Genomic DNA, 23720 nt, shown 5'->3' on the forward strand with positions numbered 1-23720 from the left:
GGCGGGTGGCAATGGGTTTCCGGTGGCGGCACCAAGCGCGACGTCAGGCCATGCAATCGGCACGCTCGGCACTTCCGACCCTTTCGGGAGCGAACCTTGATATGTGCGCGTGCTCAGCCTCGCTGAAAGAAACGCGATCACGCTCGGCGAGCTGTTTCCGAACCGGAACGCGTTCTATTGAGCCGAAATCCTCCGCCTGCCCTCCCGGCTCCGGGAACCGGGAAGGGATCCGGCGACGCAGGGATGCGTCGCTCGAATCGACCGGCCCGCTCAGGCAAAGACGAAGTACTTGCGCACCGTTTCCACCACTTCCCACGTGCCTTTCATGCCGGGTTCGATCACGAACACGTCGCCGGCCTTCAGGTGCACCGCCTCCTCGCCTTCCGGCGTGATGATGCAGTAGCCGTCGAGGAAGTGGCAGTACTCCCATTTTTCGTAGTTCACCTCGAACTTGCCCGGCGTGCAGATCCAGGTGCCCATGATCTTGCTGCCGTCCTTCGAGAGGTAGGCGTTCAGGTTCACGGTGTGCGGATCGCCGCCGATGCGCTTCCACTTGGTCGCATCGAGGACGGGGGTCGGGCAGGTTTCGCGCAGAACGGTGATGAAATCGGACATGTCGGCTCCAGACTAACGATCGTGTAAGAGGCCTGTCACGTTAGTTCGAAAGCGTCGTGGGGACTTGCATGCTTCCGACGCGGACTCGTCTATTTTCGACACGGGCCTGCGGGCGGGCACGCCGTCGTTCGGTTCCGCGTTGCGCCGACGAACCGCTTCCAGCCGATCCCTTTCTGACGACCATTTTCAGCGGTGCCACCGCACCTCCGTCGAGCGTTACCGGCATCGAAGCCACCACCCAAAACACGCACACTTGCCACATCTCGGCCAAACCCTGTAGAATTGCGCGTTCTGCGGGCGTCGTATAATGGCCATTACCTCAGCTTCCCAAGCTGATGACGTGGGTTCGATTCCCATCGCCCGCTCCACTTTCCGGCTGCATCGCAGCCTGCGCATGAGCCGCCTCGTCGAAGGCGGCTTTTTTGTACCATGTGCCGGTTCCCCCGGCGCACTGCTGCGCGCAACGGGCCCTCGCCCGCAACCGAGCCTTTCTCTGTCACCGATGATGCACGACGATCCGAACGAAGCCGGCCTGCCGCCGCACGACGACGCCATTCCCGATGAAGCCGCCGAAGGCGCCGACGCAGTCAATCCGCTGCACCACCGCCGCATCCGCAGCTTCGTGACGCGCGCCGGCCGCGTGTCGACCGGCCAGCGCCGCGCGATGGACGAACTCGGCCCGCGCTTCGTGGTGCCGTATGCGCCGGAACTGCCCGACTGGAACGCCGTGTTCGGCCGCAGCGCACCGCGCATCCTCGAGATCGGCTTCGGCATGGGCGCATCGACCGCGGAAATCGCCGCGAACCGCCCCGGCGACGACTTCCTCGGCGTCGAGGTGCACGAGCCGGGCGTCGGCGCGCTGCTGAAGCTGATCGGCGAGCAGGATCTGACGAACATCCGCATCATCCAGCACGACGCGGTCGAAGTGCTCGAGCACATGCTCGCGCCGGAAAGCCTCGACGGCGTGCACATCTTCTTCCCCGACCCGTGGCACAAGGCGCGCCACCACAAGCGCCGGCTGATCCAGCCGCCGCTCGTCGCGCATCTCGCGTCGCGCCTGAAGCCCGGCGCGTACATTCATTGCGCGACCGACTGGCAGAACTACGCGGAACAGATGCTCGACGTGCTCGGCGCGGAGCCGACGCTCGAAAACACGGCCGCCGACTACGCGCCGCGCCCCGACTACCGCCCGGTGACGAAGTTCGAACGGCGCGGGCTGCGGCTCGGCCACGGCGTGTGGGATCTGGTGTTCCGCAAGCGCGCTGGCTGAGCCCTCCCGCTGGGTCGGGCGCACGCCGCCCTGCTCCGGACAAGCAAAAGCCCGACCGGCCTACGCCGATCGGGCTTTTGCTTTTCATGCGAGGCGCGCCCGCCTTCGTGTTCGCGTCACGCCCAGTTCAGCCAGCCGCTGTACCCGACCAGCAGCACGAACAGCCCGAACGCGATCCGGTACCACGCGAACACGGTGAAATCGTGCGACGCGACATAGCGCAGCAGCCAGCGCACGCACACGAACGCGCTGACGAATGCCGCGACGGCGCCCAGCACGAACAGGCCGAGCGAGTCGACGGTGAACGCCTGCCAGTCCTTGACGGTTTCATAGAGCGTCGCGCCGAAGATGATCGGGATCGCGAGGAAGAACGAGAATTCGGTGGCGACGCGCCGGTCGAGGCCGAACAGCATCCCGCCGATGATCGTCGAGCCCGAGCGCGACATGCCGGGAATCAGCGCAAAACACTGCGCGATGCCGACCTTGAGCGCGTCGAGCGGCGTCAGCGCATCGACCGACACCACGCGCGGCGGTTCGCTCCGCTCACGCTGCCGCGCCTCGGCCCACAGGATGATCGCGCCGCCCACGACGAGCGCAAACGCAACGGGGACCGGCGAGAACAGCACGGCCTTGATCTTCTTCTCGAACAGGAGGCCGAGCGCAATGGCGGGAATCGTCGCGATCACGACGTTCAGCGTGAAGCGCCGCGCGTCGGGCCGGCTGGGCAGTCCGGACACGATGGACGCGATCCGTTGCCGGTATTCCCAGCAGACCGCGAGGATCGCGCCGAACTGGATCACGACGTCGAACGTCTTCGCGTGTGAATCGTTGAAATTCAGGAAGCTGCCCGCGACGATCAGGTGACCGGTGCTCGACACCGGCAGGAATTCCGTCAGCCCCTCGACGACGCCGAGGATCAAAGCCTTGCAGATCAGGATCCAGTCCATCCGTGGCCCAACTCCGAAATGGTCGAATGAATGAGCCACTCTTCCACGCGCGGCCCCCCTCCGGCCGAGCGCGGTGCGTCGTCACTTTTCGACGATCGCCACGCGTATGCCGTTTGTAAGAATCGTAATTGTACCGGGTTCGTAGTTCACCCCGGCAAATTGCAGCTGTTCGGGCTTGAACGTGTAGATCGGATAGTTGGTCAGCAACTGCGTCGCGAGCAGGCCGGCGGCCGCGCCGACCTGCTGCGCGTACATCTGCGCGTCGCCGTCGAGCGCGAGGCTGTCGACGGCCGGCGACTTCAGCACGACCGAGCGGCTCGGCGCGTCGTAAGCCAGTTGGCCCGACACGGTGAACTTGCCGCTGACGGGCGCACGCAGGAACGGGCTCACGAAGTGCGCGTCGAGCTGCACGGCCACGCGGTTCTGGTCAGGCAGCAGGTTGACGGCCGGGTTCGCGAGCGACACGTCGACGACCTGCGCGACCGTCTTCTGGTACGGGAACTTGCGCGCGACGGCTTTCTGCACGTCACCGCGCGAGAACGTGTAGTGATCGGGGATGAACGGGAACGTCGACGCGCACGCGGCGAGCGACAGCGTCACGCCGATGGCGCCGACGGTTGCGGCGAGAAAACGGCGCCGGCCGGGCGCGCAAGGTGCGGTCATGCTGAACACTCTCCTGGTTGCGACGGCCGCGTCGCGGCCTCGAGACGCGTGAGCCACGCGAGCGCGTCGTCGCGCGACGCGCCGCACATGTCCGCGGCCGGCTGCAGCCCGGAGCAGCACGCGGGCCGCTCGGGTCGGCCGAAGATCCGGCAGCGCAGATCGTTGCCGAGCTGCACGCAGCGCACGCCGGCCGGCTTGCCGCCGGGCATGCCCGGAATCGGGCTGGAAATCGACGGCGCGATGCAGCACGCGCCGCAGCCCTCGCGGCACGCATGCGGCGGCGGGACGGCTGACGCCGGGCGGACAGGCAATTCGACGGACACTCGGCTCTCTCGAACGAACAACAAAAAACGGTGCGGCAACCGGACGCGGTGCCGGCAGCCCTACCCCGCATTGTGCCATCGCCTGCTGCGACGTTATTACACAATGCAGCCGAATCACGCGTTTATATACTCGAAAGCATCTAAAAAGCGCGAGACCGTCATGCATTCTGGTTCTGCCGACACACTGTTCCGTCCCGATTTGCTCGCGAAATACGGCGCGAACGGGCCGCGCTATACGTCGTACCCCACCGCGCTGCAGTTCCGCGACGATTTCGACCCGGCCGACTACGTGCGCGCGGCAAGCGACCCCGGCGCGTCGTCGAGCGAGCTGTCGCTGTACTTCCACATCCCGTTCTGCAACACCGCATGCTTCTACTGCGGCTGCAACAAGATCGCGACCAACAACCACCGGCGCGCGCGCCCGTATCTCGACCAGCTCAAGCGCGAGATGGCGCTGCAGGCCGCATTGTTCGATCCCGCGCGCCCGGTCACGCAGCTGCACTGGGGCGGCGGCACGCCCACCTTCCTGTCCGACGACGAAACGGCCGAGCTGATGGCGGCCACCCGCGAGCACTTCGCGCTCGCGCCGGATGCCGACGCCGAATTCTCGATCGAGATCGACCCGCGCACGGTCACGCCCGCGACGCTCGTCCACCTGCGCAACATCGGCTTCAACCGGCTGAGCCTCGGCGTACAGGATTTGGATCCAGTCGTGCAGCAGGCGATCAACCGCATCCAGCCGCTGGCGATGACGGCCGACCTGCTCTCCGCCGCGCGCACGACGGGCTTTCATTCGGTGAGCGTCGACCTGATCTACGGGCTGCCGCACCAGACCGTGTCCGTGTTCGCGCGCACGCTGGAAACGATCATCGAACTCGCACCCGACCGGCTGTCGGTGTTCGGCTACGCGCACATGCCGCATCTGTTCAAGATGCAGCGGCAGATCGACGACGCGACGCTGCCGCCGCCGGAAACGCGCATCGCGCTGCTCGGCCTCGCGATCGACATGCTGACGTCGGCCGGCTACGTGTACATCGGGATGGACCACTTCGCGCGGCCGTCCGACGAACTCGTGCGGGCGCAGAAGAACGGCACGCTGCAGCGCAATTTCCAGGGCTACAGCACGCGCGCGGATACCGATCTCGTCGGGTTCGGCGTGTCGTCGATCGGCAAGGTCGGCGACGTCTACGCGCAGAACGCGAAGGACCTGCCCGCGTACGGCACCGCGCTCCACGCGGGCCGGCTGCCGATCGCGCGCGGCGTGCGGCTCACACCCGACGACCGGCTGCGCCGCGACGTGATCACGCAGCTGATGTGCAACCTCGACCTGCCGTTCTCGCACGTCGAGGCCGCGCACGGCATCCGCTTCGCCGATCATTTCGCGCGCGAACTCGACGCGCTGCGCCCGTTCGAGCGCGACGGGCTGCTGACGGTCGCGGCCGACCGCCTGACGATCCATCCGGCCGGCCGGATGGTCGTGCGCAACATCGCGATGGCATTCGACGCGTATCTCGGCCAGACGCCGCAGCAACGCTACTCGCGCACGGTCTGAGCCTGACGGGCCCGGCCGGCCGCACGCGGGCGGCCGGTTTGATACAGTGTGGGGCTTACCGCCCCGCCAGAATCCGCACGATGCGCACCACCAAAGCGACCCACGCGGTCGAACGCCTGAAGACCCGCTCCGGCAACCCGCAATTCGCGGCCGTCGCGATGGCGGGCGGCCTGTTTTATCTCGTCGACCGCTCCGGCGGCACCGCCGAGAAGCGCTGCGAGCCGCTGCCGCTCGACGAGTTCGTCAAGTTCGTCGACGAATTCGGCCCCAAAAAACCGCGCAAGGCGAGCAAGCTCGACCTCGCGTTCGAGGCGCAGATCAAGAAGAGCAAGGGGTAAAGGTCTGTTGCAGGCCGCCTGAAGGCTTCGCGGCCGCCCCGTTTGGTACAATCACGAAGTTTCTCTATCCCCGCTGATAGCCGATCAGGCTGCGTGACCACACCATGAATATCGAAAACGCGCGTTTCAACATGATCGAACAACAGATCCGGCCGTGGGACGTGCTGGATCTCGACGTCCTGGGCCTGCTGTCGATCGTCAAGCGTGAAAACTACGTTCAGGCCGAATACCGCGATCTCGCATTCGCCGATCTCGAACTGCCGCTGCCGGGTGGCGGCAAGATGCTGTTCCCGCGCGTCGAGGCACGCGTGCTGCAGGAGCTGACGGTCAAGAAGCACGAGAACGTACTCATCATCGGCGCCGGCTCGGGCTACCTGGCTGCGCTGTTCGCGCACCGCGCGCAGCACGTGACGGCCGTCGAAATCGACCCGACCAACGCGAAGTTCGCGGAAGACAACCTGCGCAACGACGGCGTGACCAACGCGGAAGTCGTCCTCGGCGACGGTTCGCGCGGCTGGGCCGGCAAGGCGCCGTATGACGTGATCTGCGTCGCGGGCGGCCTGCCCGTCGTGCCGCAGGAAATGCTCGAGCAGCTGAAGGTCGGCGGCCGCCTCGCGGCATTCGTCGGCGGCCGTCCGGTGATGAAGGCGCAGATCATCACGCGCATCGACGACAAGCAGTACCGCGTCGCCGACGTGTTCGAAACGTACATCGACCACCTCGTCAACGCGATCGAGCCGTCGCGCTTCAAGTTCTGAGCGGCGGAGCCACCATGCAGATCCTGACGGCCGCGATGCTCGCGGAATGGCTCGGCGACAAGGCGCGCCCGGCGCCGGTCGTGCTCGACGTGCGCGAACCGTGGGAAATCGCGACCGCGCACATCGCCGGCAGCGTATCGATCCCGATGCAGCAGATTCCCGCGCGCAGCGAAGAGCTCGACGACGAAGCGGAAATCGTCTGCGTGTGCCATCACGGGATGCGCAGCGCGCAGGTCGCGATGTTCCTCGAATCGCGCGGCTTCACGAAGCTGTACAACCTGCAAGGCGGGATCGACGCGTGGTCGCGCGACGTCGATCCGGCCGTGCCGCGCTACTGATCCTGCCCGCGGCGCATCACGCGCCGCCGCGCCGATCGGCACCCTGCCGCCGGCCGCACTGATCCCCCGAACGGGCACGCATCGCGTGCCCGTTGCTCTTTTCCGCTCCGGTCAGCCACCTCAACAGCGCTGCGCCCGCGCCCTGCCTGCGTGGTGCGAAGTCATGGTGCACGACGGCTCCCACACCGCGTGCAGGTGCAGGCACCGGAACGGGGAACCCTGACCGTGCACCATTTGCGCCCGTGAACCTGCACCGCGACGGACCGCGGATGCTGCACGACGCGTCATGCGCACCGTCCCGACGCCCCGCACCGCCCCGCGCAGGCACGCCGGACGTGCATCCGCACGACTGGCACATGCCTTGCGTTACTCGTTGGCCGACGCCTTCACGGCGCGCATATCCAACACGACAAGGGGATCCCGATGAAACGTCGCAGTCTGTTGAAGTTCGGTTCGATGGCCGGCGCACTCGCGCTCGCGGGCAAGAGCCCGTTCGCTCACGCGGCGGACGCGGGCACCGGCCCGATCAAGGTCGGCATCCTGCACTCGCTGTCGGGCACGATGGCGATCTCGGAGACGTCGCTGAAGGACACCGCGTTGATGACGATCGCCGACATCAACAAGAGCGGCGGCGTGATGGGCCGCAAACTCGAACCCGTGGTGGTCGATCCCGCGTCGAACTGGCCGCTGTTCGCGGAGAAGGCGCGCCAGCTGCTCACGCAGGACAAGGTTGCCTGCGTGTTCGGCTGCTGGACGTCGGTGTCGCGCAAGTCGGTGCTACCGGTGTTCGAGGAACTGAACGGCCTCCTCTACTACCCGGTGCAGTACGAAGGCGAGGAAATGTCGCGCAACGTGTTCTATACGGGCGCCGCGCCGAACCAGCAGGCGATCCCGGCCGTCGAGTACCTGATGGGCGCGGAAGGCGGCGGCGCGAAGCGCTTCTTCCTGCTCGGCACCGACTACGTGTATCCGCGCACGACCAACAAGATCCTGCGCGCGTTCCTGAAATCGAAGGGCGTGAAGGATGCGGATATTCAGGAGGTCTACACGCCGTTCGGCCATAGCGACTATCAGACCATCGTCGCGAACATCAAGAACTTCTCGCAAGGCGGCAAGACGACCGTGATCTCGACGATCAACGGCGACTCCAACGTGCCGTTCTACAAGGAGCTCGGCAACCAGGGGATCAAGGCGACCGACGTGCCGGTCGTCGCATTCTCGGTCGGCGAGGAAGAGCTGCGCGGGATCGACACGAAGCCGCTCGTCGGCCACCTCGCCGCGTGGAACTACTTCATGTCGGTGAAGAACCCGACCAACACGAAGTTCAAGGACCAGTTCGCCGCGTGGGTGAAGGCGAACAACCTGCCGGGCGGCGCGAAGCGCGTGACCAACGACCCGATGGAAGCGACCTACGTCGGCATCCATATGTGGAAGCAGGCCGTCGAGAAGGCGAAGAGCACCGACGTCGACAAGGTGCGCGTCGCGATGATCGGCCAGACCGTCGCCGCGCCGTCGGGCTTCACGCTCGCGATGGACGGCAACCATCACCTGCACAAGCCGGTGATGATCGGCGAAATTCGCGGCGACGGGCAGTTCAACGTGGTGTGGAAGACCAAGACCGCGGTGCGCGCGCAACCGTGGAGCCCGTTCATCGCGGGCAACCAGGGCAAGCCGGACATCGTCACGTCGATCCCGGCCTTCCTGCGCCGGCAGCGCGCGGCGCTCGCCTGATGCAGCGCAGTACGTCGCGTGTCACGCGCGACGTACTGCTCGCACGCCGATGCCGACCCCGCTGCACGGGCCGCGCTTGCCGTGACGAACCGCACGCGCCCGCGCATCGCCGCACGCATCCGCTTTCCCACGCCCGACAGGATTTCCCGATGCCTACACGCTTTCGCCGAGCCGCCGCCGCGATCGTCGCGTGCGCTGCCCTCGCGGGCGGGTTGCCGCACACCGCGTTTGCGCTGACGGCCACCGATACCGCCGCGCTCGCCGGCGACGACTTCGATGCGAAGACGGCCGCGATCGAACGGCTCGCCGCCGACGCCGATCCGCGCGCCGTCGCACTGCTCAACGCGCTGTCGACCGACGACGCGCTCGCGACCGGCGACGGCCGCCTGCTGATCCAGACCGGCGACACCGCACACGACGCGCTCACGCAAGCCGCGACGCCGGCCGGCGACGCGCAGCCCGTGATGCTGAACAACCTGCTGCGCACGAAGATTACGGGCGCGCTGTCGGGGCTCGCGCTCGCGTCGCCCGACGTCGCCGCACGCCGCGACGCGATCGATGCGTTGCTGAAATCGCCCGACCCGGCGCTCAAGCCGATGATCGACCGCGCCCGTGCAAAGGAAACCGATCCCGCACTGAAACGCCGCCTCGATGCGTTGTGGGCGATCGCCGCGCTGCACGACGCCGATCCGGCGAAGCGCCTCGAAGCCGCGCAGGTGGTGGCCGCGCGCCAGGACCTCGACATGATCGAGCAGTTGCGCCCGCTCGTCGCGAAGAACGCCGACGGCAGCTATGCGGAGCCCGACGCGCGCGTGCGCGACGCCGCGCAGCAGGGTCTCGACACGCTGCACGCGTTGCAGCGCCGCGGCGAGATCGTCGGCACGCTGTTCGCCGGACTGTCGCTCGGCAGCGTGCTGCTGCTCGCCGCGCTCGGCCTCGCGATCACGTACGGATTGATCGGCGTGATCAACATGGCGCACGGCGAATTCCTGATGATCGGTGCGTACGCAACCTATGTCGTGCAGACGCTGATCCAGCGCTATGCGCCCGGTGCATTCGACTGGTATCCGCTGGTCGCGGTGCCGGTGTCATTCGTGACGGCCGCGCTCGTCGGCATCGTGCTCGAACGGCTCGTGCTGCGACACCTGTACGGGCGCCCGCTCGAGACGCTGCTTGCCACCTTCGGCGTGAGCCTGATCCTGATCCAGGCGACGCGGATGCTGTTCGGCGCGCAGAACGTGCAGGTCGTGAACCCGTCGTGGATGAGCGGCGGCGTGACCGTGATGCAGAACCTGATCCTGCCGTACAACCGGCTCGCGATCCTCGCGTTCGCGCTCGCCGTCGTATTCGTCGCGTGGGCCGTGCTGACGAAGACGCGGCTCGGCCTGTTCGTGCGCGCCGTCACGCAGAATCGCCGGATGGCCGCGTGCGTCGGCGTGAAGACCGCGCGCGTCGACGCGTATGCCTTCGCGTTCGGCGCGGGCATCGCGGGCCTCGGCGGCTGCGCGCTGTCGCAGATCGGCAACGTGGGCCCCGACCTCGGCCAGAACTACATCATCGATTCGTTCATGGCGGTCGTGCTCGGCGGCGTCGGGCAGATCGCCGGCACCGTGCTCGGCGGCTTCGGGCTCGGCCTCGCGAGCAAGGCGATCGAGCCGTTCTGGGGCGCCGTGCTCGCGAAGATCGCGGTACTCGTGATGATCGTGCTGTTCATCCAGAAACGTCCGCAGGGCATGTTCGCCCCGAAGGGCCGCAGTGCGGAGGCTTGACGTGACTTCATTCACCCACTCCCTGTCGAACCCGGCTGCCGACTCGCCGCAGCCGGCTGCCGCCGCACGCACGGCAGACGGTTTCGCGCTCGGCCTGCCGCCCCGCCCCGCGCTGCTGTCGCGGCGCGCGTGGCTCGCGCTGATCGCGCTGTGCCTCGCGATCGGCATCGGCGTGCCGCTCGCCGCGCTCGTCGCGCCCGAGTCGAGCGCGTTCCATCTGTCCGCGTACGCGATGACGCTCACCGGCAAGCTGATGTGCTACGCGATCGCCGCACTCGCGCTCGATCTCGTGTGGGGCTACTGCGGGATCCTGAGCCTCGGCCACGGGTTGTTCTTCGCGCTCGGCGGCTATGCGATCGGCATGTACCTGATGCGCGAGATCGGCCGCGACGGCAAGTACGGCAGCGACCTCCCCGACTTCATGGTGTTCCTCGACTGGCACCGGTTGCCGTGGTACTGGAGCGGCACACAGCATCTCGCGTGGGCGCTCGCGCTCGTCGTGCTCGTGCCGGCCGTGCTCGCGTGGGTGTTCGGCTTCTTCACGTTCCGCTCGCGCGTGAAGGGCGTGTACCTGTCGATCATCACGCAGGCCATGACGTTCGCCGCGATGCTGCTGTTCTATCGCAACGAGACCGGCTTCGGCGGCAACAACGGCTTCACCGACTTCAAGCGCATCGCGGGCTTCGCGATCACGTCGCCCGGCACGCGCACGGTGCTGTTGCTGCTGACGTTCGCGACGCTCGTGCTCGCGTTCATCGCCGCGCGCGCGATCGTCACCAGCAAGCTCGGGCGTGTCGTCACCGCGGTGCGCGACGGCGAGACGCGGCTGATGTTCCTCGGCTACAGCCCGCTCGCGTACAAGCTGTTCGTGTGGACCGTGTCGGCCGTGCTGTGCGGCATCGCGGGCGCGCTGTACGTGCCGCAGGTCGGCATCATCAACCCCGGCGAGATGTCGCCCGGCAACTCGATCGAGATGGCGATCTGGGTCGCGGTGGGCGGACGCGGCACGCTGATCGGGCCGATCGTCGGCGCGTTCGCGGTGAACGGCGCGAAGAGCCTGTTCACCGCCTACTTCGCCGAATACTGGCTGTTCTTCCTCGGCCTGATCTTCGTGCTGGTGCCGCTGCTGCTGCCGCGCGGGATCATGGGCCTCGTCGAAACCGTGCTCGCGAAGGGGAAACGCGCATGAACGGAACGGCCCTCTATCAATTCACGCCGCCGCCCGAGGACGAAGGGCGGGCCGTCAGCGGCACCGCGTCGATGGGGCGCGTGGTGCCGGCCGGCATCGACACGTCGCACGGCACGATCCTCTACCTCGAGGATATCGAGGTGAGCTTCGACGGCTTCCGCGCGCTGAAGAAGCTGTCGCTCGCGATCGACGCGGGCGAGCTGCGCTGCGTGATCGGCCCGAACGGCGCGGGCAAGACGACGATGATGGACGTGATCACCGGCAAGACGCGCCCCGATGCGGGCAAGGTGTTTCTCGGCCAGACGATCGACCTCGCGCGGATGAACGAGCCCGAGATCGCGCGCGCGGGCATCGGCCGCAAGTTCCAGAAGCCGACCGTGTTCGAACAGCATCCGGTGTGGGAGAACCTCGAGCTCGCGATGCAGACCGACAAAGGCTGGCTCGCGTCGCTGCGTGCAAAGCTCGATCGCACCGCGCAGGCGAAGATCGAGGAGACGCTCGCGCTGATCGGCCTCGAAAGCCAGGCCTTTCGCGCGGCCGGCGAGCTGTCGCACGGGCAGAAGCAGCGGCTCGAGATCGGCATGCTGCTGATGCAGCGCCCCGCGCTGCTGCTGCTCGACGAGCCGGCGGCCGGGATGACCGACCACGAGACGATGGAGCTCGCCGAGCTGCTGAACACGCTGCGCGGCACCTGCTCGATGATGGTCGTCGAGCACGACATGGAATTCGTCGCGGCGCTCGCGGGCGACACGGGCCGCGTGACGGTGATGGCCGAAGGCGCGGTGCTCGCGCAAGGCACGCTCGACCAGGTCAAGCGCGACGACGCGGTGATCGAGTCTTACCTTGGACGATGATGCGATGCTGAAGATCGATGCACTGAACCAGTACTACGGCGGCAGCCACATCCTGCGCAACGTGAGCCTTGCCGCCGACGACGGCAAGCTCACCGTGCTGCTCGGCCGCAACGGCGTCGGCAAGAGCACGCTGCTGCGCTGCCTGATGGGCGTCGTCGCCGCGAAGAGCGGCAGCGTGTCGTGGCGCGGCACGGCGCTCGGCGCGATGCCGCCGTATGCGCGCGTCGCGGCCGGGCTCGCCTACGTGCCGCAGGGCCGCGACATCTTTCCGCGGCTGACCGTCGAGGAAAACCTGCTCGTCGGCGCGGCGAGCCGGAAGGCGCCATCCAAGGTGCCCGATCGTATCTACGACCTGTTCCCGGTGTTGAAGGACATGCGCGCGCGACGCGGCGGCGACCTGTCGGGCGGCCAGCAGCAACAGCTCGCGATCGGCCGCGCACTGATGAGCGAGCCGCAGTTGCTGATCCTCGACGAGCCGACCGAAGGCATCCAGCCGTCGATCATCCAGGACATCGGTCGCACGCTGCGCCAGCTCGTCGACGAATCGAAGATGACCGTGCTGCTCGTCGAGCAGTATTACGACTTCGCCCGATCGATCGCCGACCGCTACTGGGTGATGAGCCGCGGCGAGATCATCGCGGGCGGCGACGCGCACGAGATGGAAGCGAACGGCGTGCGCGAGCTGATCGCGGTGTGACGGGAAACGCGGCCCGGAACGGCATCGCTTCCGGCCGTCGATTCCGGCCATCGCTTCGGCACCTCGTCGAACGGCGCATGTCGGGCGCACGCCGGCGAAGCGGCTCGGCGCGAGATCGCGCGTTACCCCGCGCTGCAGCGCGGGTACCGCAGCGTATATTGTTGCGGTAGCATCCTCGTTCTCCGCGCCCGTCCCCTGCTTCCCGCCGATGTCCGCCCCCGATTCCCACGCCCCGCTGTCCCGCCCCGCCGTCGCCAAGTCGTGGCGCGGCCGCCTCGAACTCGGCTTCGAGCGGCACGGCGCGCGCACGACGCTCGCGCACCGGCTGCACGACGGCCCGCTGCGCGTGCAGCGGCCGCTGTACCCGGAAGGCGATGCGATCTGCCACGCGGTGATCGTCCACCCGCCGGGCGGCGTCGCGGGCGGCGACCGGCTCGACATCGACATCGCGCTCGGCGACGGCACGCACGCGGTGCTGACCACGCCCGGCGCGACCAAGTGGTACAAGTCGAACGGGCTGGACGCGACGCAGCGCATCGGCATCACGGTCGGCGAACACGCGAAGCTCGACTGGCTGCCGCAGAACAACCTGTTCTTCGACGCGGCGCATGCGTCGCTCGCTTTCACGGTCAAGCTCGGCGCGGGCGCCAGCGCGATCGGCTGGGACGCAACGCAGCTCGGGCGGCAGGCGGCCGGCGAAACCTGGTCGGCGGGCCGCATCGCATCGACTTCGGCGCTCGTCGATGCCGACGGCCGGCCGCTGTGGACCGAACGCGCGCTGCTCGATGCGCACGACCCGCTGCGCGGCGCGCTGCAGGGTCTCGCCGGCTTTCCCGCGTACGGCACGCTGTGGGCCGCCGGCGCCGCGTGCGACGCCGCGCTCGCCGAATCGCTCGCCGCGCGGATGCCGTTCGACGGCACGCTGCGCGCGGGCGCAACCTGCGTGACGCCGGGCGTCGTGCTGATCCGCGCGCTGTCGACGTCGATGGAAGCGTTGCAACGGCACTTCACCGAGTGCTGGCTGCACCTGCGGCCGATCGTGCACGGCGTCGACGCGCGGCCGCTGCGTCTCTGGCAAACCTGAGCGCGGTCATTCCACGCACCGTTTCGGCGCAGCGTCGCGGCTGGCGCTGCACGTTGCCCATGCATCGCGCACCACAAGCGCGCATCCGGCTGCGTTCCATGCACATGGCACGCGCCTTGCTCCTTACATAACCGATACACGACGCACGCAAAACAGCGCGGTGCTACGATGAACCGCGCGTTCGCCCCGTTGCGCACGCACCGATAACAATTACGTTTTCCTGAACGTTTGCCTTCATGAAACTGACTCCCCGCGAGAAGGACAAGCTGCTGATCTTCACGGCGGCGCTGCTGGCCGAGCGCCGTCGCGCACGCGGCCTGAAGCTCAACTATCCGGAGGCGGTCGCCTTCATCACCGCCGCGCTGATGGAAGCCGCGCGCGACGGCAAGACGGTCGCCGAAGTGATGCATTACGGCACGACGCTGCTCACGCGCGACGACGTAATGGACGGCGTGCCGGAGATGATTCCCGACATCCAGGTCGAGGCGACCTTCCCCGACGGCACGAAGCTCGTGACCGTTCATCACCCGATTCCGTGAGGCCCCGCATGATCCCCGGCGAAATCCTCACCGACGACGGCGAACACGAACTGAACGCGGGCCGCGCGACGCTGACGCTCGTCGTCGCGAACACCGGCGACCGCCCGGTGCAGGTCGGTTCGCACTACCACTTCTTCGAGGTCAACGACGCACTGTCGTTCGATCGCGCGGCCGCGCGCGGCTTTCGCCTGAACATCGCGGCCGGCACCGCGGTGCGCTTCGAGCCGGGCCAGACGCGCACCGTCGAACTGGTCGCGCTCGCGGGCAATCGCGCCGTCTACGGTTTTCAAGGCAAGGTGATGGGGCCGCTGTAAGCCGCGCCCCGCTCTTCAGGAACAACACATGACACTACGCTTGAGCCGCCGCGCGTACGCGGAAATGTTCGGGCCGACGACGGGCGACCGCGTCCGGCTCGCCGATACCGAGCTGCTGATCGAGATCGAACACGACTTCACGACCTATGGCGAGGAAGTGAAATTCGGCGGCGGGAAAGTGATCCGCGACGGGATGGGCCAGTCGCAGCGCGTGGCCGCCGACGTGCCCGACACGATCATCACGAACGCGGTGATCCTCGATCACTGGGGCATCGTGAAGGCCGACATCGCGATCAAGCACGGCCGCATCGCCGCGATCGGCAAGGCCGGCAACCCGGACATCCAGCCGGGCGTGACGATCGCGATCGGCGCCGCGACCGAAGTGATTGCCGGCGAAGGGCTGATCGTGACGGCCGGCGGCATCGACACGCACATCCACTTCATCAGCCCGCAGCAGATCGACGAGGCGCTCGCGTCGGGCGTCACGACGATGCTCGGCGGCGGCACGGGGCCGGCCACCGGCACCAACGCGACGACCTGCACGCCGGGCCCGTGGCACATGGAGCGGATGCTGCAGGCCGCCGACGGCTGGCCGATCAACCTCGGCTTTCTCGGCAAGGGCAATGCGAGCCTGCCGCAGCCGCTCGTCGAGCAGATCGCGGCCGGCGCGATCGGGTTGAAGCTGCACGAGGACTGGGGCACGACGCCCGCGGCGATCGACAACTGCCTGTCCGTCGCCGACGACACCGACACGCAGGTCGCGATCCACACCGACACGCTGAACGAAGGCGGCTTCGTCGAATCGACGGTCGCCGCGTTCAAGGGCCGCACGATCCACACGTACCACACCGAAGGCGCGGGCGGCGGCCATGCGCCCGACATCCTGAAGGTGTGCGGCGAGTCGAACGTGCTGCCGTCGTCGACCAACCCGACGCGCCCGTACACGATCAACACGCTCGACGAGCATCTCGACATGCTGATGGTGTGCCATCACCTCGATCCGTCGATCGCCGAGGATCTCGCGTTCGCCGAATCGCGGATCCGCCGCGAGACGATCGCGGCCGAGGACATCCTGCACGATCTCGGCGCGCTGTCGATGCTGTCGTCCGACTCGCAGGCGATGGGCCGCGTCGGCGAGGTGATCATCCGCACCTGGCAGACCGCGCACAAGATGAAGGTGCAGCGCGGCGCGCTGCCGGAAGACAGCACGCGCAACGACAATTTCCGCGCGAAGCGCTACGTCGCGAAGTACACGATCAACCCGGCGCTCACGCACGGCATCGCGCATGAAGTCGGCTCGATCGAGCCGGGCAAGTGGGCCGACCTCGTGCTGTGGGAACCGGCGTTCTTCGGGATCAAGCCGACGATGATCCTGAAGGGCGGGATGATCGCGATGGCGCAGATGGGCGACCCGAACGCGTCGATTCCCACGCCGCAGCCGGTCCACTATCGCGAGATGTTCGCCACCCGCGGCGGTGCGCTCGCGCGCACGTCGCTGACCTTCGTGTCGCAGATGGCCGCCGACGCGGGCATCGCGGAGCGCTACGGGCTCGCGAAGCAGATCGTGCCGGTGCGCAACTGCCGCAACGTGACGAAGGCCGACATGATCCACAACGCGTGGCGCCCGTCGATCAGCGTCGACCCCGAAACCTACGACGTGATCGCCGACGGCCAGTTGCTCACCTGCGAGCCGGCCACCGTGCTGCCGATGGCGCAGCGCTATTTCCTGTTCTGACCTGATTGCCGGCTTTCGATTCATGCGCACCCTCGACAAACGCATTGCCCCGAACGTGAAACTCGCCGCGTCGCTCGTCGCGCGCGCGCCGACGCTCACGCTCGCCTATGACGCCCGCTGCAAGAGCCGCCTCGCGGCGACGCTCGACACCGGCGAGGACGTCGCGGTCGTGCTGCCGCGTGGCACGATCCTGCGCGACGGCGACGTGCTCGTCGCCGACGACGGCGCGCTCGTGCGCGTCGCCGCGGCGCCCGAGACCGTGCTGCGCGTGCGCGCGGCCGACCCGCTCACGCTGATGCGCGCCGCGTACCACCTCGGCAACCGCCACACGCCGGTCGAGATCGGCGACGGCTACCTGAAGCTCGAAGCCGACCCGGTGCTCGCGGACATGCTGCGCCGGCTCGGCACGCAGGTCGAGGAGACCGTTGCGCCGTTCCAGCCGGAAGCCGGTGCGTACGGCGGCGGCCACAAGCACGGGCACGACGCGACCTTCGCCGAGGACTACGCGCTCGCGCAGCAGGTGTTCGGCGAGCATCACGGCCACGCGCATTCCCATTCGCACGACCACGACCACGACCACGACCATCAGCATGGTCCCGGTTGCGCGCACGGCCACGGCCATGACCACCACTGAACTCGTCGCGCTGCTGCACCTTGCATCGCCGGCGCTGCCGATCGGCGCGTTCAGCTATTCGCAGGGGCTCGAAGCGGCGCTCGACGCGAACCTGATCCACGACGCCGATACCGCGCGCGACTGGATCGCGAGCGGCCTGACCGACGTGCTCGCGCACGGCGAGCTGCCGTTCCTCGCGCATCAACTCGCGCGCTGGCACGCGCACGACGCGCCGGCGCTCGTCGCCGAGAATGCGTGGTTCATCGCGAGCCGCGAATCGGCGGAACTGCGCCGTGAAACCGAACAGATGGGCTGGTCGCTCGCGCAGCTCTGCGCGTCGCTCGAATGGGGCGATGGCGCGCGCCGCGCGACGCTCGCGGCGATTGCGCCGATCGCGCTGCCCACCGCATTCGCGTACGCGGCCGCCGCGCACGACGCGAGCGCCGATGCGGTGCTCGCTGCTTATGCATTCGGCTGGGTCGAGAACCAGACGGCCGCCGCGCTGAAGGCCGTGCCGCTCGGCCAGCTCGCCGGGCAACGCATCATCGTCGCGCTGCGCGGCGCGATCGACGCGGCCGTGCGCCGCGCGCTCGCGACGCCGCCCGACGCCGTCAACACGTTCGCGCCGCAGCTCGGCATCCTGTCCGCGCGGCACGAAACCCAGTATTCGCGGTTGTTCCGCTCCTGAACCCGACGCTACCCGCCATGAACGCACCTGCTCCCTCCTCCGCCCGCCGCACGAAGAAACTGCCGCCGCTGCGCGTCGGCATCGGCGGCCCCGTCGGCTCCGGCAAGACCACGCTGCTCGAAATGCTGTGCAAGGCGATGCGCGACAAGTACGACCTCGTCGCGATCACCAACGACATCTATACGAAGGAGGATCAGCGGCTGCTGACGGTCGCGGGCGCGCTGCCCGAGGAGCGCATCATGGGCGTCGAGACGGGCGGCTGCCCGCATACGGCGATCCGCGAGGACGCATCGATCAACCTCGAGGCCGTCGACCGGATGCTGTCGCGCTTTCCCGACGCCGATATCGTGTTCATCGAATCGGGCGGCGACAATCTCGCGGCGACCTTCAGCCCCGAGCTGTCGGACCTGACGATCTACGTGATCGACGTCGCGGGCGGCGAGAAGATTCCGCGCAAGGGCGGCCCCGGCATCACGAAGTCCGACCTGCTCGTGATCAACAAGACGGATCTCGCGCCGCTGGTCGGCGCGAACCTCGACGTGATGGCGTCCGACACGAAGAAGATGCGCGGCGAACGGCCTTACGTGATGACGAACCTGAAGGCGCTCGAAGGCGTCGCGGACGTGATCGCGTTCATCGAGAAGAAGGGTTTGCTGACGGTCTGAGCAACGCGGCGGCGCCTCCCGGTGCCGCCACGCGGGCTTCCGGCGGCATCGCGCCGCCTTCGTCTAGTCGTCGGACGGGTCCTGCACGTCCTGCAGCGCGCGCGCGCCGCGTTCGGCGGGCGGCAACAGTGCCGCGAGCACGTCGATCGTGCGCGCGGTCGCGCCGCGGTGCCGCGATGCGAACGCCGCGCCGGCCGCGCCCATCGCGATGCGCCGCGCCTTGTCGGCGAACAGCGCGTCGAGCACGTGCGCGAGATCGAGCGGATCCTCGACCTGCAGCGCCGCGCCGGCCGCGACCGCGTCGGCGGTCGCCTGCGTGAAGTTGAACACGTGCTTGCCGATCAGCACCGGCACGCCGACCGCGCATGCTTCGATCAGGTTCTGACCGCCGAGCGGCAGCAGGCTGCCGCCGATGAACGCGATGTCGGCCGCCGCGTAATATGCGCCGAGCTCGCCCATCGAATCGCCGAGCAGCACCGTCACGTCATCCGGCAGCGGCTCGGCCGCCGGCCGGCCGGACGCGAGCGCGGCCTTGTCTGCCGCCCATGCCGAGCGTCGCACGCACTTGAGGCCGCTGCGCTCGACGAGCGCCTCGACCTCGGCGAAACGCTGCGGATGACGCGGCACGAGCACCAGCAACGCGCCGGGCGTGCGCATCGCCGCGAATGCGTCGAGCACCAGCGCCTCCTCGTTCTCGCGCGTGCTCGCGGCCACCCACACGGGCCGCGTGCCGATCGCCTCGCGCCACGCATGGCCGCGCGCCGCGAGCTCCGGGGGCGTCGTCATGTCGAACTTCAGGTTGCCGAGCACGCTCACGTTGCGCGCGCCGAGCGACGTCAGCCGCTCCGCATCGGCCGGGCTCTGCGCGAGCACGCGCGAGAAGCCGCCGAACACGTCGTGGGTCGCCGCGCCGAACTTCGATGCCCGCCGGAACGAACGCGCGGACATGCGCGCATTGGTCAGCACCAGCGGCACGTCCGCACGGCGGCACTCGTCGATCAGCGTCGGCCACACCTCGGTTTCCATCACGAGGCCGAGCGTCGGCCGCCACGCGCGCAGGAAACGCCGCACCGCGCCGGGCATGTCGTACGGCAAGTAGCAGCGCAGCACGCGATCGCCGAAGATCTGTTCGCCGGTCGCGCGGCCGCTCGGCGTCATGTGCGTGAGCAGGATGCGCGCATCGGGACGCGCGTGCATCAGCGCGTCGATCAGCGGCTGCGCCGCGCGCGTCTCGCCGACCGATACCGCATGCACCCAGACCAGCGGCGCACGGTCGTCGCGCGAGCGGCCGGCCACGTGGCCGAAGCGTTCGCCGATATGTTCGCGATAGCCGCGCTCCTTGCGCGAACGCACGTATAGCCGGATGACGGCGATCGGGGCGACGAGCCACCACAGCGCGCGATAGATCACCCTCAGCATGCCGCGTCCCTTGTCTTGCTTCGACGAAAATGCGCGCTCAAACCAGCGCCCTGCCCGTCAGGCGTTCGAGAATGCCGAGCGGCGCGCATTCGCGGCGCACCATCGCGTCGACCGGCAGGAAGAAGGTCTGTTCGAGCATGAACTGGCCGGACATCACGGCGTGCGAAGTCTGATCGGAGAAACATATCCACACGCAGCCCGGCGGAAACGGCATCGTCTCCTGCGGGCTCGTCTTCTGGTAGTCGAGATCGGCCTTCATGCTGTCGTGCAGGTTCAGCATCAGGTGGTCGTACGCGCTGCGCGGCGACTTCGTCACGTGCAGCAGGTTCAGCAGCCACGCGGCGCCCGGCAACTGCGGCTTGATGTGCGGCAGGAAGCGCTTCGCGACGTCCTCGAACGGCTCGCCGACGCGCCACACGCGCGGCACGCCGGCCGGGTTCACGTTCGTGAACACGCGCAGGATGCGCTCGCCGTAGTTGGGCCGCGACGGGAACGCGTCGACGTGCAGGCGGCTGTCGTCCTTGCGCCACGACGTCTGGCGCGTCTCGACCTGCATCAGCCGCAGGCTCGTCGGCGCGACGCGCAGCTTGCCGCGGTATTCGGGAAAGAGGCCGTCGACGAGCGTGCCGGCCTGCTGCTGGAAGCGCGCGACGAGCGCGCGCACCGCCGACTGCGTGACGCTGTCGCCGAGCACGCCGGCGAGCGCGCCGCCGTTCGGCGCGAGGCTGATGTTCTTGCGTTTCGGGTCGGCGAGCGCCGGATCGAGCAGCGCTTCCTCGCCGCCCTCGATCGCGAAGCGCAGGTGCGGAAAATACAGCACCTTGCCTTCCTCGACGGCGGCCAGCAGCTGCTCGCGCGGCGCCGACAGGTTGTGTCCGCTCCAGTCGGCGGACGGGACTTCGATGATCTGGGATTCGCTCATGTTCGGTTCGCGTGGGTTCGCGCGTGTGACTGCGTTACAGGAGACCGAAGCCCGCGAGCGCCGACTTCACCTGCGCGATCGACGGGGGCTGCCCCGCCGTGCCGAGATTGACGACGTTCGGCGACCAGTAGCCGCCGGTCCGCCAGGCCGTCGCGAAATTGTACAGTTCGACCGTCGGACGCTTCAGCGCGGCCGCGATGTGAACCAGACCTGTATCAACCCCGACGGTGGCGGCCGCGCCGTCGATCAGCCCGACCACGGCCGGCAGCGACAGCCGCGGCGGTACGATCGCCGCCGCGCCGAACTCTTTCGCGAGGCGCTCGCTGGTCGCGCGCTCCGCATCGTTGCCCCACGGCAGCACGAGCGACGCGCCGCGCCGCACGAGCGCCTGGCCGAGTTCGATCCACGCGGCGTCCGGCCACTGTTTGTCGGCACGCGACGTCGCATGGACGAACACCACGTACGGCACCGGCAGGTTCAGCCCGAGCGCGGCCACCGCGAGCGCCGCCGCGCGCGTATCGAGGCCGAACTCGACCGGATCGGCCGGCGTCGGCACCGGGTCGCCCAGCGCGGCCGCGACGAGTTGCCGCGAGCGCTCGACGACGTGCGTGCGCGGCGCGATCGGCACGCGCTTGCGATAGAAGAAGCGCACGGGCCACTCGTAGCCGGCGCCGTCGGTGCGGTTGCCGAGCCCGACGAGCGGGCCACGCGCCCAGCTGGCGACCCACGCCGTCTTGATGAGGCCCTGGCAGTCGATCACGAGGTCGTACTGCTCGGCCGCGAGGCGCTGGCGGAACGCGCGGATCTCGCGCCACGTGGCGCCCGAGAACGGCTTCTTGCGCCAGCGGCGCAGCGAGAACGGCAGCACGTTGCGCACGCCGTCGACGAGCTTGACCAGGTCGACGAAGCTTTCCTCGACGAGCCAGTCGATCTGCGCATCGGGATGGCGCCGCCGGATATCGGCGATCACCGGCATGTTGTGCACGACGTCGCCCAGCGACGACACGCGTACGATCAGGATCTTTTGCACGCTGAAAAAACGCCGGCAGGCAGCCGGCGACAAGCATAAAGACGGGATTTTATCTCGCCCGGGGGGCCAGACAGACAAAAAGCGGCCGCACGCCGGTAGCGTGCGCCGCTTTTCGGGGATGGCGCGACGATCGGACTCACCGTCGCGCCGTGGGCGGCCGGCAGGCCGCCGACGCTCAGAACGGCAGCTTGACGTCCGGCTTCGCGGCCGTCAGCACGCGGCGGAAGTCCTCCTGGATGCGCTTGAGCCCTTCCTGCGTCTCCGACTCGAAACGCATCACGACGACCGGCGTCGTGTTCGACGAACGCGCGAGGCCGAAGCCGTCCGGGTACTCGACACGCAGGCCGTCGATCGTCACGACTTCCTCGGCGCCGTCGAACTTCGCCTCTTTCTGCAGCTTGTCGATCAGGCGGAAGTTCTCGCCCTCGTCGAGCCACAGCTGCAGTTCGGGCGTGCTCATCGCGTCAGGCAGCCCGTTCAGCAGCGCGCTCGGGTCGGCCGTCTTCGCGAGGATCTCGAGCAGGCGCGCGCCCGTGTAGAGACCGTCGTCGAAGCCGTACCAGCGGTCCTTGAAGAACACGTGGCCGCTCATTTCGCCGGCGAGCGGCGCACCCGTCTCGCGCAGCTTCGCCTTCACGAGCGAGTGGCCCGTCTTCCACATCAGCGGCTCGCCGCCCTTCGACTTCACCCATTGCGCGAGGTGGCGCGTGCACTTCACGTCATAGATGATCTGCGCGCCCGGGTTGCGCGACAGCACCTCTTCCGCGAACAGCATCAGCTGGCGGTCCGGATAGATGATCTTGCCGTCCTTCGTGACGACGCCGAGGCGGTCGCCGTCGCCGTCGAACGCGAAGCCGATCTCGGCGTCGGTGTCCTTCAGCGCCTGGATCACGTCCTGCAGGTTTTCCGGGTGGGCGGGATCGGGGTGGTGGTTCGGGAACGTGCCGTCGATGTCGGTGAAGCGCTCGACGAGCTCGCAGCCGAGCGCCTTGAACAGGCGCGTCGCGAGCGGGCCGGCCACGCCGTTGCCGGCGTCGACGACGAGCTTCATCGGGCGGGCCGGCTTGATGTCGCCGACGATGCGCGCGATGTATTGATCGGCCACGTCGAACTGTTCGTACGAGCCGCTGCCCGTCTCGAAACGCTCGTCGACGATGCGCTGGTACAGCGCCTGGATCTGCTCGCCGTAGATCGCGGCGCCGCGCAGCACCATCTTGAAGCCGTTGTAGTCGGGCGGGTTGTGGCTGCCCGTGACGACGATGCACGAATCGACGCGGCGCTCGCCGCCCTTCAGCGCGAGCGGGACGTTCGCCGCGAAATAGCCGACCGGCGTGGGCACCATGCCGACGTCGACGACGTCGACGCCCGCCGCACGCAGGCCGTCGGCCAGCGCGCCGACGAGGTCCGGCCCGGACAGGCGGCCGTCGCGCGCGACGACCACAGCATCGCCGCCCTGCGCACGCACTTCGCTGCCGAATGCCCGGCCGATCCCGCGTGCGGTGTCGGTGTCGAGCGTCTTGCCGACCACGCCACGAATGTCATATGCCTTGAAGATGGATTGGGAGATCATCGATTCTCTTCTCTCAGTTGCGTGCATGGAAAATTGTCTGGCTTGCCTGGCCGCCGCTCGCCGGTGCCGCGCATGATACAGGCTGGCCCGGCACGGC

At 68.2% G+C, this 23720-nt stretch carries 25 protein-coding genes and 1 tRNA gene; 18 read left to right on the forward strand and 8 right to left on the reverse strand.

Going from position 1 to position 23720, the window contains the following annotated elements; translation table 11 throughout:
* Positions 1-270: 270 nt before the first annotated feature.
* Entirely contained in the window at positions 271-615 is a 345-nt protein-coding gene (locus LGM89_RS18555) for a cupin domain-containing protein (protein WP_006752094.1), read from the reverse strand.
* A gap of 293 nt (positions 616-908) precedes the next feature.
* On the opposite strand from LGM89_RS18555, the gene LGM89_RS18560 reads away from it, so the two are divergent.
* Positions 909-983 (forward strand) — tRNA-Gly (locus tag LGM89_RS18560).
* Positions 984-1117: 134 nt separating this feature from the next.
* Complete coding sequence (gene trmB, locus LGM89_RS18565) at positions 1118-1885, forward strand: tRNA (guanosine(46)-N7)-methyltransferase TrmB (RefSeq protein WP_226273594.1); 768 nt, start codon at positions 1118-1120, stop codon at positions 1883-1885.
* A gap of 116 nt (positions 1886-2001) precedes the next feature.
* On the opposite strand, the gene LGM89_RS18570 is transcribed toward trmB, so the two are convergent.
* From LGM89_RS18570 to LGM89_RS18580, 3 genes are all read right to left on the reverse strand, one after another.
* Positions 2002-2832, reverse strand: a complete 831-nt coding sequence (locus LGM89_RS18570; protein WP_039367732.1) for an undecaprenyl-diphosphate phosphatase — start codon at positions 2830-2832, stop codon at positions 2002-2004.
* 81 nt (positions 2833-2913) lie between these two features.
* A complete protein-coding gene (locus LGM89_RS18575; protein ID WP_011351198.1) occupies positions 2914-3495 on the reverse strand; it encodes a DUF1439 domain-containing protein in 582 nt (193 codons plus the stop codon).
* Positions 3492-3818 carry a YkgJ family cysteine cluster protein gene (locus tag LGM89_RS18580; RefSeq protein ID WP_226273595.1) on the reverse strand — a complete coding sequence of 109 codons (327 nt, stop codon included), beginning with the start codon at positions 3816-3818 and terminating at the stop codon, positions 3492-3494. Before LGM89_RS18580 ends, LGM89_RS18575 begins: the two co-directional genes overlap by 4 nt.
* Before the next feature lie 160 nt (positions 3819-3978).
* Between LGM89_RS18580 and hemN the strand changes: the two genes are divergently transcribed.
* The 16 genes from hemN (at position 3979) to ureG (ending at position 18682) form a co-directional block, all read left to right on the forward strand.
* Positions 3979-5370: an oxygen-independent coproporphyrinogen III oxidase gene (gene hemN / locus LGM89_RS18585; protein WP_226273596.1), complete on the forward strand. Its 1392-nt coding sequence runs from the start codon at positions 3979-3981 to the stop codon at positions 5368-5370.
* Between the two features lie 80 nt (positions 5371-5450).
* Positions 5451-5708 (forward strand): hypothetical protein, encoded by a 258-nt coding sequence (locus LGM89_RS18590; protein WP_006488573.1) that lies wholly within the window; start codon positions 5451-5453, stop codon positions 5706-5708.
* Between the two features lie 104 nt (positions 5709-5812).
* Positions 5813-6466, forward strand: a complete 654-nt coding sequence (locus LGM89_RS18595) for a protein-L-isoaspartate O-methyltransferase family protein (protein WP_089494245.1) — start codon at positions 5813-5815, stop codon at positions 6464-6466.
* Positions 6467-6480: 14 nt separating this feature from the next.
* Positions 6481-6804, forward strand: coding sequence for a rhodanese-like domain-containing protein (locus LGM89_RS18600; RefSeq protein ID WP_089424695.1), 324 nt, complete (start codon positions 6481-6483; stop codon positions 6802-6804).
* 423 nt (positions 6805-7227) lie between these two features.
* Positions 7228-8535, forward strand: a complete 1308-nt coding sequence (gene urtA / locus LGM89_RS18605; protein ID WP_166957188.1) for an urea ABC transporter substrate-binding protein — start codon at positions 7228-7230, stop codon at positions 8533-8535.
* Between the two features lie 149 nt (positions 8536-8684).
* Positions 8685-10304 carry an urea ABC transporter permease subunit UrtB gene (gene urtB, locus LGM89_RS18610; protein WP_226273597.1) on the forward strand — a complete coding sequence of 540 codons (1620 nt, stop codon included), beginning with the start codon at positions 8685-8687 and terminating at the stop codon, positions 10302-10304.
* 1 nt (position 10305) lies between these two features.
* Positions 10306-11493 (forward strand): urea ABC transporter permease subunit UrtC, encoded by a 1188-nt coding sequence (gene urtC / locus LGM89_RS18615; RefSeq protein ID WP_226273598.1) that lies wholly within the window; start codon positions 10306-10308, stop codon positions 11491-11493.
* Positions 11490-12347, forward strand: coding sequence for an urea ABC transporter ATP-binding protein UrtD (gene urtD / locus LGM89_RS18620; RefSeq protein ID WP_089494242.1), 858 nt, complete (start codon positions 11490-11492; stop codon positions 12345-12347). Before urtC ends, urtD begins: the two co-directional genes overlap by 4 nt.
* A gap of 4 nt (positions 12348-12351) precedes the next feature.
* A complete protein-coding gene (gene urtE / locus LGM89_RS18625) occupies positions 12352-13044 on the forward strand; it encodes an urea ABC transporter ATP-binding subunit UrtE (RefSeq protein ID WP_089495248.1) in 693 nt (230 codons plus the stop codon).
* 208 nt (positions 13045-13252) lie between these two features.
* Positions 13253-14128, forward strand: coding sequence for an urease accessory protein UreD (locus tag LGM89_RS18630; RefSeq protein ID WP_226273599.1), 876 nt, complete (start codon positions 13253-13255; stop codon positions 14126-14128).
* A 236-nt stretch (positions 14129-14364) separates the two neighbouring features.
* Positions 14365-14667 carry an urease subunit gamma gene (gene ureA, locus LGM89_RS18635; protein ID WP_006406310.1) on the forward strand — a complete coding sequence of 101 codons (303 nt, stop codon included), beginning with the start codon at positions 14365-14367 and terminating at the stop codon, positions 14665-14667.
* A gap of 8 nt (positions 14668-14675) precedes the next feature.
* Positions 14676-14981 carry an urease subunit beta gene (locus LGM89_RS18640; protein WP_226273600.1) on the forward strand — a complete coding sequence of 102 codons (306 nt, stop codon included), beginning with the start codon at positions 14676-14678 and terminating at the stop codon, positions 14979-14981.
* A 28-nt stretch (positions 14982-15009) separates the two neighbouring features.
* The gene (gene ureC, locus LGM89_RS18645) at positions 15010-16716 is read left to right on the forward strand and encodes an urease subunit alpha (RefSeq protein WP_226273601.1); all 1707 of its coding nucleotides are present in this window, start codon (positions 15010-15012) and stop codon (positions 16714-16716) included.
* A gap of 22 nt (positions 16717-16738) precedes the next feature.
* The gene (ureE, locus tag LGM89_RS18650) at positions 16739-17350 is read left to right on the forward strand and encodes an urease accessory protein UreE (RefSeq protein WP_226273602.1); all 612 of its coding nucleotides are present in this window, start codon (positions 16739-16741) and stop codon (positions 17348-17350) included.
* On the forward strand, positions 17337-18017 hold the full coding sequence (locus tag LGM89_RS18655) for an urease accessory protein UreF (protein ID WP_226273603.1): 681 nt from the start codon (positions 17337-17339) through the stop codon (positions 18015-18017). Before ureE ends, LGM89_RS18655 begins: the two co-directional genes overlap by 14 nt.
* 17 nt (positions 18018-18034) lie before the next feature.
* Positions 18035-18682: an urease accessory protein UreG gene (ureG, locus tag LGM89_RS18660; RefSeq protein WP_046196649.1), complete on the forward strand. Its 648-nt coding sequence runs from the start codon at positions 18035-18037 to the stop codon at positions 18680-18682.
* Positions 18683-18745: 63 nt separating this feature from the next.
* On the opposite strand, the gene waaA is transcribed toward ureG, so the two are convergent.
* From waaA to LGM89_RS18680, 4 genes are all read right to left on the reverse strand, one after another.
* The gene (waaA, locus tag LGM89_RS18665) at positions 18746-20101 is read right to left on the reverse strand and encodes a lipid IV(A) 3-deoxy-D-manno-octulosonic acid transferase (RefSeq protein ID WP_226273604.1); all 1356 of its coding nucleotides are present in this window, start codon (positions 20099-20101) and stop codon (positions 18746-18748) included.
* Positions 20102-20138: 37 nt separating this feature from the next.
* Positions 20139-21023, reverse strand: coding sequence for a Kdo hydroxylase family protein (locus tag LGM89_RS18670; protein ID WP_089494237.1), 885 nt, complete (start codon positions 21021-21023; stop codon positions 20139-20141).
* A gap of 34 nt (positions 21024-21057) precedes the next feature.
* Positions 21058-22053 carry a lipopolysaccharide heptosyltransferase I gene (gene waaC, locus LGM89_RS18675; protein WP_089494236.1) on the reverse strand — a complete coding sequence of 332 codons (996 nt, stop codon included), beginning with the start codon at positions 22051-22053 and terminating at the stop codon, positions 21058-21060.
* 175 nt (positions 22054-22228) lie between these two features.
* A complete protein-coding gene (locus LGM89_RS18680) occupies positions 22229-23623 on the reverse strand; it encodes a phosphomannomutase/phosphoglucomutase (RefSeq protein ID WP_089445078.1) in 1395 nt (464 codons plus the stop codon).
* Positions 23624-23720: the final 97 nt, after the last annotated feature.

This window comes from Burkholderia sp. AU31624, assembly GCF_020420065.1.
GTDB lineage: Bacteria > Pseudomonadota > Gammaproteobacteria > Burkholderiales > Burkholderiaceae > Burkholderia.

What these genes read in the sequence shown, in the direction of transcription:
- LGM89_RS18575 (WP_011351198.1), bottom strand. Translation starts at nt 3,495, where the DNA reads ATGACCGCACCTTGCGCGCCCGGCCGGCGCCGTTTTCTCGCCGCAACC.
- waaA (WP_226273604.1), bottom strand. Translation starts at nt 20,101, where the DNA reads ATGCTGAGGGTGATCTATCGCGCGCTGTGGTGGCTCGTCGCCCCGATC.
- ureE (WP_226273602.1), top strand. Translation starts at nt 16,739, where the DNA reads ATGCGCACCCTCGACAAACGCATTGCCCCGAACGTGAAACTCGCCGCG.
- urtE (WP_089495248.1), top strand. Translation starts at nt 12,352, where the DNA reads ATGCTGAAGATCGATGCACTGAACCAGTACTACGGCGGCAGCCACATC.
- hemN (WP_226273596.1), top strand. Translation starts at nt 3,979, where the DNA reads ATGCATTCTGGTTCTGCCGACACACTGTTCCGTCCCGATTTGCTCGCG.
- ureG (WP_046196649.1), top strand. Translation starts at nt 18,035, where the DNA reads ATGAACGCACCTGCTCCCTCCTCCGCCCGCCGCACGAAGAAACTGCCG.
- LGM89_RS18590 (WP_006488573.1), top strand. Translation starts at nt 5,451, where the DNA reads ATGCGCACCACCAAAGCGACCCACGCGGTCGAACGCCTGAAGACCCGC.
- LGM89_RS18555 (WP_006752094.1), bottom strand. Translation starts at nt 615, where the DNA reads ATGTCCGATTTCATCACCGTTCTGCGCGAAACCTGCCCGACCCCCGTC.
- urtB (WP_226273597.1), top strand. Translation starts at nt 8,685, where the DNA reads ATGCCTACACGCTTTCGCCGAGCCGCCGCCGCGATCGTCGCGTGCGCT.
- urtA (WP_166957188.1), top strand. Translation starts at nt 7,228, where the DNA reads ATGAAACGTCGCAGTCTGTTGAAGTTCGGTTCGATGGCCGGCGCACTC.
- LGM89_RS18630 (WP_226273599.1), top strand. Translation starts at nt 13,253, where the DNA reads ATGTCCGCCCCCGATTCCCACGCCCCGCTGTCCCGCCCCGCCGTCGCC.
- LGM89_RS18680 (WP_089445078.1), bottom strand. Translation starts at nt 23,623, where the DNA reads ATGATCTCCCAATCCATCTTCAAGGCATATGACATTCGTGGCGTGGTC.
- ureA (WP_006406310.1), top strand. Translation starts at nt 14,365, where the DNA reads ATGAAACTGACTCCCCGCGAGAAGGACAAGCTGCTGATCTTCACGGCG.
- LGM89_RS18655 (WP_226273603.1), top strand. Translation starts at nt 17,337, where the DNA reads ATGACCACCACTGAACTCGTCGCGCTGCTGCACCTTGCATCGCCGGCG.
- urtD (WP_089494242.1), top strand. Translation starts at nt 11,490, where the DNA reads ATGAACGGAACGGCCCTCTATCAATTCACGCCGCCGCCCGAGGACGAA.
- LGM89_RS18595 (WP_089494245.1), top strand. Translation starts at nt 5,813, where the DNA reads ATGAATATCGAAAACGCGCGTTTCAACATGATCGAACAACAGATCCGG.
- LGM89_RS18570 (WP_039367732.1), bottom strand. Translation starts at nt 2,832, where the DNA reads ATGGACTGGATCCTGATCTGCAAGGCTTTGATCCTCGGCGTCGTCGAG.
- ureC (WP_226273601.1), top strand. Translation starts at nt 15,010, where the DNA reads ATGACACTACGCTTGAGCCGCCGCGCGTACGCGGAAATGTTCGGGCCG.
- LGM89_RS18670 (WP_089494237.1), bottom strand. Translation starts at nt 21,023, where the DNA reads ATGAGCGAATCCCAGATCATCGAAGTCCCGTCCGCCGACTGGAGCGGA.
- trmB (WP_226273594.1), top strand. Translation starts at nt 1,118, where the DNA reads ATGATGCACGACGATCCGAACGAAGCCGGCCTGCCGCCGCACGACGAC.
- LGM89_RS18640 (WP_226273600.1), top strand. Translation starts at nt 14,676, where the DNA reads ATGATCCCCGGCGAAATCCTCACCGACGACGGCGAACACGAACTGAAC.
- LGM89_RS18600 (WP_089424695.1), top strand. Translation starts at nt 6,481, where the DNA reads ATGCAGATCCTGACGGCCGCGATGCTCGCGGAATGGCTCGGCGACAAG.